The sequence below is a fragment of the Rhodovulum sp. PH10 genome, from assembly GCF_000293785.1.
Lineage (GTDB): Bacteria > Pseudomonadota > Alphaproteobacteria > Rhizobiales > Xanthobacteraceae > Rhodoplanes.
In genome coordinates, this window is the sequence record NZ_AKZI01000012.1 from 43,723 (window position 1) to 58,125 (window position 14,403).

13 protein-coding genes and 1 riboswitch are annotated in these 14,403 nt (G+C 69.3%); of the genes, 6 read left to right on the plus strand and 7 right to left on the minus strand.

All coding sequences use genetic code 11. The features are described 5' to 3' along the window. The first annotated feature begins 17 nt into the window (after nt 1-17). Complete coding sequence (locus tag A33M_RS03085) at nt 18-818, plus strand: cobalt-precorrin-6A reductase (protein ID WP_008383347.1); 801 nt, start codon at nt 18-20, stop codon at nt 816-818. On the opposite strand, the gene cobJ is transcribed toward A33M_RS03085, so the two are convergent. The 7 genes from cobJ to A33M_RS03120 all read right to left on the minus strand — a co-directional run bounded on the left by cobJ (nt 779) and on the right by A33M_RS03120 (nt 8,717). Beyond that, entirely contained in the window at nt 779-1,561 is a 783-nt protein-coding gene (gene cobJ, locus A33M_RS03090) for a precorrin-3B C(17)-methyltransferase (protein ID WP_040619050.1), read from the minus strand. The genes A33M_RS03085 and cobJ overlap by 40 nt on opposite strands. Continuing rightward, nucleotides 1,558-2,283 carry a precorrin-2 C(20)-methyltransferase gene (locus A33M_RS03095; RefSeq protein ID WP_008383349.1) on the minus strand — a complete coding sequence of 242 codons (726 nt, stop codon included), beginning with the start codon at nt 2,281-2,283 and terminating at the stop codon, nt 1,558-1,560. The genes cobJ and A33M_RS03095 overlap by 4 nt, the downstream gene beginning before the upstream one ends. After that, nucleotides 2,280-2,906, minus strand: coding sequence for a precorrin-8X methylmutase (locus tag A33M_RS03100; RefSeq protein WP_008383350.1), 627 nt, complete (start codon nt 2,904-2,906; stop codon nt 2,280-2,282). The genes A33M_RS03095 and A33M_RS03100 overlap by 4 nt, the downstream gene beginning before the upstream one ends. Then, a complete protein-coding gene (gene cobN, locus A33M_RS03105; RefSeq protein WP_008383351.1) occupies nt 2,903-6,247 on the minus strand; it encodes a cobaltochelatase subunit CobN in 3,345 nt (1,114 codons plus the stop codon). The genes A33M_RS03100 and cobN overlap by 4 nt, the downstream gene beginning before the upstream one ends. Before the next feature lie 12 nt (nt 6,248-6,259). Further along, nucleotides 6,260-7,291, minus strand: a complete 1,032-nt coding sequence (gene cobW, locus A33M_RS03110; RefSeq protein ID WP_008383352.1) for a cobalamin biosynthesis protein CobW — start codon at nt 7,289-7,291, stop codon at nt 6,260-6,262. A gap of 15 nt (nt 7,292-7,306) precedes the next feature. Then, the gene (locus A33M_RS03115; RefSeq protein WP_008383353.1) at nt 7,307-7,726 is read right to left on the minus strand and encodes a DUF1636 family protein; all 420 of its coding nucleotides are present in this window, start codon (nt 7,724-7,726) and stop codon (nt 7,307-7,309) included. A gap of 113 nt (nt 7,727-7,839) precedes the next feature. After that, nucleotides 7,840-8,059: riboswitch (cobalamin riboswitch) on the minus strand. Between the two features lie 19 nt (nt 8,060-8,078). Then, entirely contained in the window at nt 8,079-8,717 is a 639-nt protein-coding gene (locus A33M_RS03120; protein WP_008383355.1) for a GNAT family N-acetyltransferase, read from the minus strand. Between the two features lie 391 nt (nt 8,718-9,108). Here A33M_RS03120 and zapE point away from each other — a divergent pair, with 391 nt between their 5' ends. From zapE to A33M_RS03145, 5 genes are all read left to right on the plus strand, one after another. Continuing rightward, nucleotides 9,109-10,278 carry a cell division protein ZapE gene (gene zapE, locus A33M_RS03125; RefSeq protein WP_008383357.1) on the plus strand — a complete coding sequence of 390 codons (1,170 nt, stop codon included), beginning with the start codon at nt 9,109-9,111 and terminating at the stop codon, nt 10,276-10,278. Nucleotides 10,279-10,457: 179 nt separating this feature from the next. Beyond that, nucleotides 10,458-11,423, plus strand: coding sequence for a malate dehydrogenase (mdh, locus tag A33M_RS03130; protein WP_008383360.1), 966 nt, complete (start codon nt 10,458-10,460; stop codon nt 11,421-11,423). Nucleotides 11,424-11,633: 210 nt separating this feature from the next. Then, nucleotides 11,634-12,803, plus strand: a complete 1,170-nt coding sequence (sucC, locus tag A33M_RS03135) for an ADP-forming succinate--CoA ligase subunit beta (protein WP_008383361.1) — start codon at nt 11,634-11,636, stop codon at nt 12,801-12,803. Then, the gene (gene sucD, locus A33M_RS03140) at nt 12,803-13,687 is read left to right on the plus strand and encodes a succinate--CoA ligase subunit alpha (protein WP_008383363.1); all 885 of its coding nucleotides are present in this window, start codon (nt 12,803-12,805) and stop codon (nt 13,685-13,687) included. The genes sucC and sucD overlap by 1 nt, the downstream gene beginning before the upstream one ends. Before the next feature lie 114 nt (nt 13,688-13,801). Next, nucleotides 13,802-14,239 carry a peptidase gene (locus A33M_RS03145; protein WP_008383365.1) on the plus strand — a complete coding sequence of 146 codons (438 nt, stop codon included), beginning with the start codon at nt 13,802-13,804 and terminating at the stop codon, nt 14,237-14,239. Nucleotides 14,240-14,403: the final 164 nt, after the last annotated feature.

Genomic DNA, 14,403 nt, shown 5'->3' on the forward strand with positions numbered 1-14,403 from the left:
CCTTTCGAGGAGTGGCGATGCGACGCCTGCGTGTTCTGATTCTCGGCGGCACCGGCGAGGCGCGCCGCCTCGCCCAGCGGCTCGCCGCGGAGCGGCTTTCCGCCCGGCGTGTCGCTGGAGAATCGACCATCGACGCGGTGCTCTCTTATGCCGGCCGCACCGAAAGCCCGCTGCCCCCGCCGATCCCGTTTCGGGTCGGCGGCTTCGGCGGCATTGGCGGCCTGATCGACTATCTGAGAAGCGAAAGAATCGACCGGGTGATCGACGCGACGCATCCGTTCGCCGCGCAGATGAGCACGCATGCGGTGGCGGCCTGTGAGACGACGAAGATTCCGCTGCTCGCGCTCGAGCGAAAACCGTGGACCGCGGAGCCCGGCGACCGCTGGATCGAGGTCGCCAGTCTGGAAGACGCCGCCGAGGCGGTCGGCGCGACGCCGCGCCGAATTTTTCTCGGCATCGGCCGGCTGCATCTCGCGGCGTTCGCCGAAAAGCCGCAGCATTCTTATCTGGTGCGCTTGGTCGATCCGCTGCGCGAGACGCTGCCGTTTCCGACCGTCGAGGTGATCGTCGCCCGCGGCCCGTTCGACGTCGCCTCCGACACGGCGATGCTCGAACGGCACGGCAGCGAGATTGTCGTCTCGAAAAATGCCGGGGGCACCGCGTCGGTCGCCAAGATTTTGGCCGCACGCGCGCTGAACCTGCCGGTCGTGATGGTGCGGCGCCCAAGGATTCCGCAGCGGCCGAGTGTCGAGACGGTCGACGAGGTGATGCGCTGGCTTCACGGCGACGGCTCCGCGGGCGTCTTGCGCGGTGTGTAGACGAACGGCGGCTTTCCCTCCCGCGCAATCGTCCGGGTGCGGGAGGAGCCGACGATCACCAGCGTGCGCATGTCGGCGCGCTCCGCCACCGCTTTGCCGAGCGGCACGGTGTCGATCCTCTCGCGTGCGTCGCTGACGGCGGTCGCAAAGATCACCGGGGTTTCGGGCGCCCGCACGGTGCGCAAAATCTCGAATGCGCGGCCGAGCTGCCAGGGGCGCGCCTTCGACACCGGATTGTACAAGGTGATCACGAAGTCGGCCTCGGCGGCGAGCGCGAGGCGCTTTTCCACAAGGCCCCACGGCTTCAGATTGTCGGACAGGTTGATCGCGCAGAAATCGTGGCCGAGCGGCGCGCCGACGCGGGCGGCTGCGGACAACATCGCGCTGATGCCCGGCAGCACTCTGATGTCGAGCGCGCGCCACGCCGGATCGCCCTCGTCGATCGCCTCGAACACCGCGGCCGCCATCGCGAACACGCCGGGATCGCCCGACGACACCACGACGACGCGCCGGCCGCTCGCCGCGAGCGTCAAGGCATGGCGGGCGCGGTCGATCTCCTCCCGATTGTCGGAGATGTGACGGGTCGGGCCGGGTCGCTCCGGCACCCGCGCGACATAGGTCGCGTACCCGACGAGATCGGTCGCCGCGGCGAGCGCCGCGCTCGCCTCCGGTGTGATCAGATTTTTGTCACCTGGTCCGAGTCCGACTACGATCACAAAACCCTGTTCTCGAGTGTCGCTCATGGCCGGCGTCCGTTTCCGGGCACCAGGATCATCGAGAAGTAAGGTGCCGCCTCGTCCTGCTTGTCCGTCAATCGCACGACCTTCTGATCGGGCATGGTGCCGCGCTCGACATACCAGGCGCGATCCATCAGGCCGGCGGCTTCCACTGCCCGCCGGACTTTTGCAAAATTCCGGCCGAGCTTCATGATCACGGACGCGTCGCTCGCCCCGATCTTCTCGGCGAGCGTCGCTTCGTCGAGCGTGCCCGGCAGAACCGTCAGCACGTCGTCGCCCCAGGTGATCGGCACGTCGGTCGCGGTCCAGCAGCCGCTCATGCCGGGGATGCCCGGCACCACCACCACCGGCGCGCGGTCGACGAGCCTCGCATGCAGGTGCATGAACGAGCCGTAGAGGAACGGGTCGCCCTCGCACAGCACCATCACGTCGGTGCCGGCATTCACCTGCGCGAGCAGCTGTTCCACGCAGCGCTCGTAAAATTCGGCGAGCGCTCCGTTGTAGGCGGGATCGCCGACCGCGACCTCGGTCGTCATCGGGTATTCCATCGCGATCTCGCGCGCGTCGCTCCTGATCAGATCGCTCGCGATCGTCCGCGCATTGCCGCGCGTGCCGGCCTTGCAGAAATAGGCGACGATTTCGGCGCGTGCGATGAGCCGCGCGGCCTTCACGCTGATCAGCTCCGGGTCGCCCGGCCCGAGCCCGATGCCGTAGACGGTGGCGCTCATTCCGCGTCGCTCGCCATCGCATTGATCGCCGCGGCGGTCATCGCGCTGCCGCCCTTGCGCCCGCGCACGATCAGCGCCGGCACGCGGCCGTCGGCTAGGAGCGCCTCCTTCGATTCGGCGGCGCCGACGAAACCGACCGGCATGCCGACGATCACCGCCGGTTTCTCGGCGCCCTCGTCCAGCATCTCGAGCAGGCGAAACAGCGCGGTCGGCGCGTTGCCGATCGCCACCACTGCGCCGCCCAATCTGTCGCGCCAAATCTCCATCGCCGCCGCGGTGCGCGTGGTGCCGAGCTTTTCCGCCAGCGCCGGCACGCGCGAATCCGACAAGGTACAAATCACGTCGTTGTTGGCCGGCAGCCGCGAGCGGGTCACGCCGTGCGCGACCATCTGCGCATCACAAAAGATCGGCGCGCCGGCCCGCAGCGCCGCCCGGCCGGCGGCGACCGCGCCATCGGAAAAGATCAGGTCGTCGGCGATCTCCACCATTCCGCTCGCATGGATCACCCGCACCGCGACCTTCTCCTCCTCCGGCGAGAAGCGCGATAAGTATGCCTCGCTCCTGATGATCGCGAAGGAACGCCGATAGATTTCTGCGCCGTCCTTTTCGTATGTGAGAGTCATGCGTTGGTTCCGGTGCGAGCGGGTGGCTTCGCCGCGGACGAGTCCGCGATGGTGTCGATCACGCTGTTGCGGCGGGTGGTCCAGTAGCCGGCTTCGACGAGCTGACGGAAACGCGCGCGCATCGCCTCGGCCGCCCGCGGATTCGCCGCGTCCAGAAAGCGGCAGACATCGTCGTCGCCGAGCGTCGCGTCCCAATAGAGATCGAGGTGATGGCTTTCGACCGCACCGGCGAGATGGGCGAACAGCGCCATCTGATCGAGCGTCCAGGCGATCTCGGCGGCGCCGCGAAAGCCGTGGCGCATCTGCCCGGAGATCCAGCGCGGATTGGCGGCGCGGCCGCGCACCACGCGGGCGATTTCTTCCGTCAGCGTGCGCATGCGGGGTGCGTCGGCGCGAGCCGAATCGGCGTGATAGAGCGTGGGCGTCCCGCCGAGCCGTTTTGCGGCGGCGGAAAAGCCGGCCTCGTGGGCGGCATAATCGGGCGCCATCAGAAGATCGGTTTCTGGCAGGTCCTGCGTGTGGACGAAGGCGTCGGCGCTGCCGGCGCGCTTCTCCAGCGCGTCGCGTGACAGCACGCCGCCGGCGCGGCCATAGGCATAGGCGCTGCCGGCGAGCCACGCTTCGGCTGCTGCGGCGAGCGTGTCGTCGGTCAAGGCGTCGACCGTCTCGGCGACGCCGACGCCGTAGCCGCCAGGAGCCGGACCAAACACCCGCGGGTCGGAACCGATCACGAACGGATTCTCGTCCGCCGGCTCGTCGCGTTGCGCCAAAGCCTCCGTTGCCTGCTCGAACAGAACGGGCAGCGTTGGAAACACGTCGCGGAAGAGGCCGGAGATGCGCAGCGTCACGTCGACCCGCGGGCGGCCGAGCTTTGCGAGCGGCAGAATCTCGAAGCCCGAGACGCGGTCGGAGGTGTCGTCCCAGGTCGGCGTCACGCCGATCAGGCGCAGCGCCATGGAAAACTCCTCGCCGGCGGTGCGCATGGTGGCGGAGCCCCACAGGTCGACGACGACGGAACGGGGATAGTCGCCATGGTCCTGCAGATGCCTCGTCAAGAGCGCATCGGCGAGCGTCTCGCCCTGCAGGTCGGCGGCCCGGCTCGGCACCGCGCGCGGATCGACGGCGAACAGATTGCGGCCGGTCGGAAGCACGTCACGGCGTCCACGCCACGGCGAGCCGGCCGGTCCCGGTGTAACGAATTTTCCGTCGAGCGCTGCGAGCAGGCCGTCGCGCTCGGTGGCGGCGCAAGCACCGAACGGCATCGCGGCAAACGTCTTGTCCGTCTCGGGCAGGTTCGGCGTACGGCCAAAAACGTGCAGCCCGTCGGAAAAGAGCGTCGCCTTCACGTCGCACACGAACGCATCGAGCTTCACCACCGCGTCGCGCGCGGGCATGTCGGGGACGAGCCCGCTGTCGCGGTCGAGGCCGGTGTCCTGCGCTGCCTCGACGATGGTTTTTGCCAAGCGCTCGCGGCGGCGCGGATCGAGGCCATCGGCGTTGGAATATTCGTCGAGCAGCCGCTCGACCGTGTGCAAACCCTCCGGCAACGGTCCGCGACGTTGTGGCGGTGTCATGTGGCCGATGGTGATCGCGCCGAGCCGGCGTTTGGCGGTCGCTGCCTCGCCCGGATCGTTGACGATGAAAGGATACGCCACCGGCGTCGCACCGAGCAGGGCGTCCGGCCAGCAAGCGCCCGACAGCGCGACCGACTTTCCGGGCAGCCATTCGAGCGTGCCGTGCGCGCCCATATGGACGAGCGCATCGATGCCGGCGACCTCGCGCAGCCACAGATAGAAGGCGACGAAGGCGTGGCGCGGCGGCCGGCGCGGATCGTGATACTCGGCGGTGCGCTCGGCGCGCGAGCCGCGATCGGGCTGCGCCGCGACGATCACGTGTCCATATTTTTGAGCTTTGAAATGGACGAGGCCGTTTCTCACGGCGGGGTCGCTTTCGGGCGGACCCCATTGTGCGAAGAGCTCGTCACGCAGGGCCGCAGGGAGCCGTTGCAGCGCGGCCTCGTAGTCCGCGAGCGGCCAGGTGATCTGCTCGGCCAAAAGTTCGTCGATCAGCGCAGCGTGGGTCGCGGGTTTGCTCGTCACCGTCCAGCCCGCGGCTTCCAAAAAACCGAGCACCGCGATCGCGCTTTCCGGCGCGTCGAGCCCGACCGCGTGGGCGATCTGATCGTCACGCCCCGGATAGGCCGACAGCACGAGAGCGAGCTTTCGTTCCGCACGTGGCTTTCGGCGCAGCGCCGCCCAGGCCCGCGCGCGGTCGGCGACGGCGGAAATGCGCTCGTCGTGCGGCACGTGGACGACGCGGGAGAAGCCGAGATCGGGATCGGGCGCCTCCTGCGCCTTGAACGAGACCACGCCGGCAAAGATGCGGCCGTCGATCTCCGGCAGCACGACGTGGATCGCGAGATCGGGCGGCGACAGCCCGCGCTCGGCCTCCTCCCATGCTTCGCGCGAAGAACCGGCGAGCGCGACCTGCAGCACCGGCGCGTCGGCGGCATCGAGCGGCGAGCCGTCGGCGCCGCGCGCCGAGAAGGCGGTGACGTTGACGATCACGTCGGGTTGCACGACGGCCAGCCGATCACGCAGCCACGCGCGGGTCTCGGCCTCCTTCAGGCTGCCGACGAACACGCCGACCGTGCAAAAGCCGCGGGCGGACAGGGCGGCCATCAGCGCGTCGACCGGGGCGGTGTCGGCGGCGGCGACGAAGGCGCGATAGAGCACCACGAGCGCACGCGGCGGGTCGCCCGGCGCGGGCGCCTCCACCGGGCAGCCGGCCGGGTCGCCCGGATAGAACCCGTGGCGTGGCAGGGCTTTCACGCCGAGCACCGGCACCGCCCACAGGCCGGAGGCGAGCGCGAGCTGGGCCAGTGCCCCTTGCGCCGCGAGCGCGCCGCCGGTGTCGCACAGCGCCTGCAGCCGGCGCAGCGTCGAGACCGGCACGTTGGAGGCCTCGTCGAGCCGCGGATCGGCGCGGCCGTCGCCCGGCACGATCGCCAGCGCGATGCCCTTCGCCGCGGCGAGCGCGCGCACCTGCTCGATGCCGTAGCGCCAGTAGTCGAGCCCGCCGAGCAATCTGATCAGGATGCCCTTGGCGTGCGAAAGCGTCTTCTCGAGATAGAGGTCGACCGAGAGCGGGTGCTGCAGGCGCTGCAGATTGGCGAGCCGCAGCGTCGGCAGATCGGCGCGGCCGGCGCGCCAGCCGGCGGCGAAGGCGCCGAGATCGCTATCGGCGAACGACAGCACCACGAGGTCGGCCGGCGACTGGCCGAGATCCTCGGCGGTCGCGGTCTCCTCGAGCCCGTGCTTCTCGCGCAGCAGGATGTGCATGGGGTGTTCGGCTCAACCCTGCAAGGCGGCGGTGACCGCGGCGTGATCGAAGCCCTTCTCGCCGATCACCACGAGGCGGGAGAGCCGCGGCTCGCCCGCCGCCCACGGCCGATCGAACTGGGCGCGCACCCGGCCGCCGACACCCTGCACCAGAAGCCGCATCGGCTTGCCGGCGACCGCGACATGCCCCTTCGCACGCAAGATGCCGTGGGCGAGCGAGACCGCCTCCAGCGTCTCCACCACGCTCGCCGGGCTCGCCTGCTCGGGCAGCGTCACCACGATGGTCTCGAAGTCGTCGTGGTCGTGCGCGCCGTGGTCCTCGTGATGCGTTTTCCGCGCGTCGAGGTCGTCCTCGGCGGCGGCGCCGAGCCCGAGCACGATGCGCGGATCGACCCGCCCCTCGCTCGCCTCGACCACCGGGATTTTCCGGCTCGCCTCGGCCTGCACGGTGTCGAGGGCTTTTTGCAGGGCGGCGGCGTCGATCAGGTCGACCTTGTTGAGGATGACGATGTCGGCGCAGGCGACCTGGTCCTCGAACACCTCGCCGAGCGGGGTGTCGTGGTCGATGCTGGTGTCCGCGGCGCGCTGGGCGGCGAGCGCTGCGGGATCCGGGGCGAAGCGCCCCTCCGCCACCGCCTCGGCATCGGCCACCGCGATCACCCCGTCGACGGTGATGCGGGTGCGCAGATCCGGCCACTCGAACGCCTTGAGGAGCGGCTTCGGCAGCGCGAGCCCGGAGGTCTCGATCAAGATGTGGTCGGGCGGCTCGGGGCGCGCCAGCAGCGCCGTCATGGTCGGCACGAACTCGTCGGCGACGGTGCAGCACAGGCAGCCGTTGGTGAGCTCGACGATCGCGTCCTCCGGGCAGTTCGGGTCGGCGCAGCCCTTGAGGATGTCGCCGTCGATGCCGACGTCGCCGAACTCGTTGACCAGCACGGCGAGCTTTCGGCCGTCGGAGTTCTCCATCAGGTGGCGCACGAGGCTGGTCTTTCCGGCGCCGAGAAAGCCGGTGACGATGGTGACGGGAATTTTTGCGAGCGACATGGCGGCCTCCGGGGGTCAGGCGCAGGGGAGCGGCGGCACGCGGGCGGTGAGCCCGCGGCGCAGCGCGGCCGGGCGGTCGCGCCACGGCACGATGCCGTCCGCGCTTTGCGCGAACAGCCGGGCGACGGTCAGGATGTCGGCGGCCGCCCTCTCGTCGAGGTCGCCATAGACATAGGTCCAGCGGCCGGGTGCCGCGCAGGCGATCGCGCAGGCGCGGTTGCAGTTGGACAGGCATTCGGCGGGGACGACGCGCAGGTCCGGCCCGCCGTCCTGTGCCTGGGCGGCGGCGACGGCCTCGTAGAGGCGGCGGCCGGCGCGCGGCGCCTGCGGATCGTCGCCGGCACGGCGGCAGGTCACGCAGACGAACAGGGTGGCGGGTGTTTCGGCGGGGGTTTTCGGGCGAGGAGCGGCGCAGGGTTCGGCGGGCGAGGCCATGCAGACAGAATCCGTCGACGGACGGGCGGCCGGAAAAGCTGCCCGTGACGTGCGGCGAGCGGACCTGCACTCCGTTCGGCCGAACCTCCCTCCGGAACACCCCGCCCGGAACGGCGTCCATGCAGGCGACGGCAGGTCTCCTGGCTCGCGGGTCAAGGCCTACGCCGCCTTCCCAGGTCGCAAGACCCAGTGGCTTCGGCGCAGGCTCGCCGCTCACAGTTGCGGGGGCAGCTTCGGCTTCACGCGGGTCCGGTCGTGCGACCGGGCCCGACGCGCCCGAAATTCCCTTCTCGTCCCGCCCGAGAGCGGGACACCGTCGGCGCCGAATCCTTGTGCCGGAAACGCCGGCAAGTCAATCGGCGGTGGGCGACGCGGTGCCGGCGGGCGGGGCTGGCGGCAGCGTCGACAGCGTGGTGGTGCCGCTGCCCGGCGGCTTCATCAGCCGCGACTGGTAGTCGATGCAGGCGGCGGCGAAGCTGTGGCCGTCGGTGACGATCTCCTGCATCAGCGAGAGCGGCGTCGGGCGGGCGTTCTCCACCTTGCCGATCACCGTGCCGAAGTCGAACGACAGCTCGGCCGCGAACTTGCGGGCGAGCTGCTGCATCCGGTGGTTCTCCGAGAGGCAGCACACGTGCAGCCGGGTGACGCCGCGGTTGCGGGCGGCGAGCAGGCAGCGCTCCAAGAGCGCCGAGCCGACGCCGTGGCTCTGCCACGCCTTTTCCACGCTGAACGCCGCTTCGGCCTCGTCCGGCGACAGCAGCCGGAGGTCGGCCGCGCCGCGCATCACGCCGTCGACGAAAAAGCCGTGAATCACGGTATCGGTACTTTTCAGCGTGGCCGTGTAGACGCGGATCATCTCGTCCGACACCGCGCCACCGAACCGGCTGCGGCGGCTGTCGGGATCGAGCCGCAGCAGATGGTCACGATAGGCGTGCGCCTCGATCGTCCACAGCTTGCGGATCAACCCGCCTTCGACGAAAACTTCCTGCATTCCGGGGGTCTCCTGCGTTGGTCGCGCGTCCCCGGGCGTTTTCCCCGTGCCTTTCCGGCGGGACGACGGCCCGCTCTCGTCGGCTCGTGTGGCGGCGCGTCGCCGCGCCCGCCGGCGCTCATATTGCACTGCAATATGGTGATGCCGGGGCACCGAGCGACTCGAAGTATGGCGAGTGTCCGATCGCCGGAATTTGATCCAGCGTAAAAGTCTTGCGACACGACCATCGCTTGTGGGTATCCCGTATGCCGGGAGGTTCTGCCCGCCGACAGGCACGGGTGGCACGCGAGGTGGCGGCCGGGCCGCGAAGCGCCTTGTCGCGAGGCGCCCTCCGCCTTTATCACCGAGGCTCGACTTCAGCGCTTCGTCCGCTTGCCCGGAAAGACCCCCTGTGCCCATCACCGACCGATACACGGCGCTCCTCGCCGCCGGCGAGATCGAGCGCGACCGCGCCCAGAGCCGGGTCGTGGAACACCTCGCCGACCTGCAGGAACGGCTCGCCACCCAGCGGATGGCGAAGAAGTCGTCGGCGCTCGGCTGGCTGTTCGCGCCGCGCACCAAGCCGCCGGCGCTGGTGCGGGGGCTCTATGTCCATGGCGAGGTCGGCCGCGGCAAGACCATGCTGATGGACCTGTTCTTCGCCACCACCCCGGTGGAGCGCAAGCGCCGCGCGCATTTCCACGAGTTCATGGCCGACGTGCACGAGCGGGTGCACGCCTATCGCCAGCGCCTCAAGGCCGGCGAGTTTGCGGGCCAGGACCCGGTGACGCTGACCGCCGGCGACCTCGCCGCCGAGGCGTGGCTCCTGTGCTTCGACGAGTTCCACGTCACCGACATCGCCGACGCGATGATTCTCGGACGCCTGTTCACCCGGCTTTTCGGACTGGGCGTGGTGGTGGTGGCGACCTCCAACGTGGTGCCGGACGAGCTGTACAAGGATGGTCTGAACCGCGCTTTGTTTCTACCGTTCATCGCGCTGATGAAGGAGCGGATGGAGGTGGTGCGGCTCGAGGCGCGCACCGACTATCGCCGCGAAAAACTCGCCGGCGTGTCGGTGTGGCACGTGCCGGCGGACGCCAACGCCACGGCCGCGCTCGACGCCGCGTGGCTCGCGCTGACCCATGGGCACGAGGGGCATCCGTCCGAGCTCACGATCAAGGGGCGCACCCTCCTGGTGCCGCGCACCTCGATGGGCGTCGCCCGCTTCACGTTCGCCGAGCTGTGCGAGAAGCCGTTGGGATCGCTCGATTATCTCCGCCTCGCCCACGAGTTCCACACGCTTCTGATCGACCGCATCCCGGTGATGGATCTGGCCGATCGCAACGCCGCCAAGCGGTTCATCGCGCTGATCGACACGCTGTACGACCACGGCGTGAAGCTGGTCGCCTCGGCCGATGCCGACCCCGAGCACCTCTATCGGGCCACCGAAGGCGTCGAGGCGCGGGAGTTCGATCGCACCGCCTCGCGGCTGATCGAGATGGCGTCCGAGTCCTATCTCGCCCTGCCGCACGGCCGCCGCACCGGCCCCTCGGGCGACACCGCCGGGCTGGTCGAGACCTGACGCGCGGCCGGTTCCGGCGGTAGGATTTCGTCGTCCGGAAGAAATGAAAAAAAGTTCGGATTCGCGGGAATTCTCATAAAGTCGCGGTATTGCGCTGCCGCGTGCGACTTGAACCCCCGTCCGGAACGCGTTAACACCCGAACCTCCCACCCGATATCGAGGTCGAGGATTCCCTGAAAATGGCACGGCACAAAATCGCGTTGATCGGCTCGGGTCAGATCGGTGGCACGCTCGCGCACCTGATCGGCCTCAAGGAGCTCGGCGACGTCGTCATGTTCGACATCGCCGAAGGTATTCCCCAGGGCAAGGCCCTGGACATCGCCGAGTCCTCCCCGGTCGACGGCTTCGATGCCCGCTATTCCGGCACCAACTCCTACGAGGCGATCGAGGGTGCGTCGGTGTGCATCGTCACCGCCGGCGTGCCGCGCAAGCCCGGCATGAGCCGCGACGATCTGCTCGGCATCAACCTCAAGGTGATGGAGCAGGTCGGCTCGGGCATCCGCAAATATGCGCCGAACGCCTTCGTGATCTGCATCACCAACCCGCTCGACGCCATGGTCTGGGCGCTGCAAAAATATTGCGGCCTGCCGAAGAACATGGTGGTCGGCATGGCCGGCGTGCTCGATTCCGCGCGCTTCCGCCACTTCCTGGCCGACGAGTTCGACGTGTCGGTGGAGGACGTCACCGCCTTCGTGCTGGGCGGCCACGGCGACACCATGGTGCCGCTGATCAAGTACTCCACCGTCGCCGGCATCCCGCTGCCGGATCTCGTCAAGATGGGCTGGACGACGCAGGCCCGGCTCGACGCGATCGTCGACCGCACGCGGAACGGCGGCGCCGAGATCGTCAACCTGCTCAAGACCGGCTCGGCCTTCTACGCGCCGGCGGCCTCGGCGATCGCGATGGCCGAGAGCTACCTCAAGGACAAGAAGCGCGTGCTGCCCTGCGCCGCCTATCTCGCCACCGAGTACGGCCAGAAGGACGTCTATTGCGGCGTCCCGGTGGTGATCGGCGCCAAGGGCGTCGAGCGCGTCGTCGAGATCGAGATGGCGGGGGCCGACAAGGCGGCGTTCGACAAGTCGGCCGACGCCGTGAAGGGCTTGATCGAGGCCTGCAAGAAGATCGCTCCGGACCTCGCGTCCTGAGTGGCGGCACGCCGGGCCCGGACCAGGACCGTCGGACTGCGGAGGCCGCGCACGGCGCGGCCGACCCGCGGGGACCGTCCCGGTCGCGCGGCCCGGTCGGCCGAAACGTCGATTGCGGAGGAAACGCCGGAGCGGGCGTTCGCGGCTCGCCCCGGCTCGAGCGTGGTGTGGGCGCCGTCCGGCTGACCCGGACGTGAGCGAGGGTGTCGCATGAACATTCATGAATACCAGGCGAAGGCGGTGCTGCGCGAGTTCGGCGTGCCGGTGCCGCGTGGCATCGCCGCCTTCTCGGTCGAGGAAGCCGTGAAGGCCGCGCAGGAGCTGGCCTCGCCGGTGACGGTGGTGAAGGCGCAGATTCACGCCGGCGGTCGCGGCAAGGCGGGTGGCGTCAAGGTCGTGAAGTCGGTCGAGGCGGTCGAGACGGAGGCCAAGCGTTTGCTCGGCTCCACCCTCGTGACCCACCAGACCGGTCCGCGCGGCAAAGAGGTGCACCGCCTCTATGTCGAGGAAGGCTCGGCGATCGAGAAGGAGTTCTACCTCTCGGCGCTGGTCGACCGCGCGACCGGCCGCATCTCCTTCGTGGTGTCGACCGAAGGCGGCATGGACATCGAGCACGTCGCCGCCGAGACGCCCGAGAAGATCGTCTCCCTCTCGGTCGATCCGGCGACCGGCATCATGCCGCATCACGGCCGCCGCGTCGCCCAGGCGCTCGGGCTCTCGGGCGACCTCGCCAAGCAGGCCGGCGCGCTGGTGACGAAGCTCTACGGTGCCTTCGTCGCCAAGGACATGACGATGCTCGAGATCAATCCGCTGGTCGTCACCAAGGACGGCAAGCTGATCTGTCTCGACGCCAAGATCGCCTTCGAGGGCAACGCGCTCTACCGGCACCCCGACGTGGTGGCGCTGCGCGACCTCACCGAGGAGGACGAGAAGGAGATCGAGGCCTCCAAGCACGAGCTCTCCTACGTCGCGCTCGACGGCAATATCGGCTGCATGGTCAACGGCGCCGGTCTCGCCATGGCGACCATGGACATCATCAAGCTGTACGGCGAGGAGCCCGCCAACTTCCTCGACGTCGGCGGCGGCGCCTCCAAGGAGCGCGTCACCGAGGCGTTCAAGATCATCACCGCCGACCCCAAGGTGAAGGGCATCCTGATCAACATCTTCGGCGGCATCATGAAGTGCGACGTGCTGGCCGAGGGCGTGATCGCCGCGGTCAAGGAGGTCGGGCTCTCGGTGCCGCTGGTGGTGCGCCTCGAGGGCACCAATGTGGACCAGGGCAAGGCGATCATCGCGGGCTCCGGCCTCGACGTCGTGTCGGCCGACGACCTCGACGACGCCGCTCAGAAGATCGTCAAGGCCGTGCGGGGGAACGCCTGATGTCCATCCTGATCGACGCCAACACCAAGGTCATCTGCCAGGGTTTCACCGGCAAGAACGGCACCTTCCATTCCGAGCAGGCGATCGCCTACGGCACCAAGATGGTCGGCGGCACCTCGCCCGGCAAGGGCGGCGCGACCCATCTCGGCCTGCCGGTGTTCGACACCGTCGCCGAGGCGAAGGAGAAGACCGGGGCCGACGCCTCGGTGATCTACGTCCCGCCGCCGGGCGCGGCCGACGCGATCTGCGAGGCGATCGACGCCGAGATCCCGCTGATCGTGTGCATCACCGAGGGCATCCCGGTGCTCGACATGGTGCGCGTCAAGCGGGCGCTCGAGGGCTCCAAGTCGCGCCTGATCGGGCCGAACTGCCCGGGCGTGATGACGGCCGGCGCGTGCAAGATCGGCATCATGCCGGGCAACATCTTCAAGTCCGGCTCGGTCGGCGTGCTGTCGCGCTCCGGCACCCTCACCTACGAGGCGGTCTTTCAGACCACCCGCGTCGGCCTCGGCCAGACCACCGCGGTCGGCATCGGCGGCGACCCGGTGAAGGGCACCGAGTTCATCGACATGCTCGAGAAGTTCCTGGCCGACCCGAAGACCGAGTCGATCATCATGATCGGCGAGATCGGCGGCTCGGCCGAGGAGGACGCGGCGCAGTTCGTGATCGACGAGGCCAAGCGCGGCCGCAAGAAGCCGATGGTCGGCTTCATCGCCGGCGTCACCGCGCCGCCCGGCCGTCGCATGGGCCACGCCGGTGCGATCATCGCCGGCGGCAAGGGCGACGCCAAGAGCAAGATCGCGGCGATGGAAGCGGCCGGCATAAAGGTGTCGCCGTCGCCGGCCCGGCTCGGCACCACCCTGCTCGATCTCCTCAAGAAGTGATCTCATGCGGGCGGCCGTTCGCGGCCGCCCGCGTGCTACGCTGAAGAGGTCCGGGCCGCAGGAGCATCACCCTTCGACCGGGACGCCCCTCTCGTCGAATCCGGCGAGGCCGCGATGGGACTGACGACGACGCGCGTGCGGCTCGAGAACGTCCGCCGGCCGGATCTCGCCCCGGTCGACGCGGAGGCGCTCGCCGACACGGGCGCGCTGCATCTGTGCATCCCCGAGCACGTCTCCCTTCAACTGTCACTCGACGAGTTCGACCGCCGCGAGGTCACGCTTGCCGACGGCTCGCGCCGCATGGTCTCCTATGTCGGGCCGCTGCTGGTCACGGTCGCCAACCGCAAAGGGCTGGTGGGGGCGATGGTGCTCGGCACCGAGGTCTTGCTCGGCGCGATCCCGATGGAGGATCTCGACCTCGTGGTGGTGCCGGGCAGCCGGCAGGTCGTGCCCAATCCGAACAATCCCAACGTCGCCGCCTCGATCGCCAAAGGTGTCCGCCCGGTCCGGCCGTGTGCCTCACGCTTCGCGCACGCCCCCGGCGAGCGGTGAACCGCCGTTCGGGTGCCGCTCCGGGCCGTTCCTGAATCGGCGTTCAGGAATGCCCGTCGATTCGCGCATGAAGTTATTGTGGCGACGCCGCAAGGCGCTTAAATAGGAGCCGACGGCGCCGTCGCCGGCCGTGACGGTCGCTGAAATCCCCCGCTCCCCAGGGG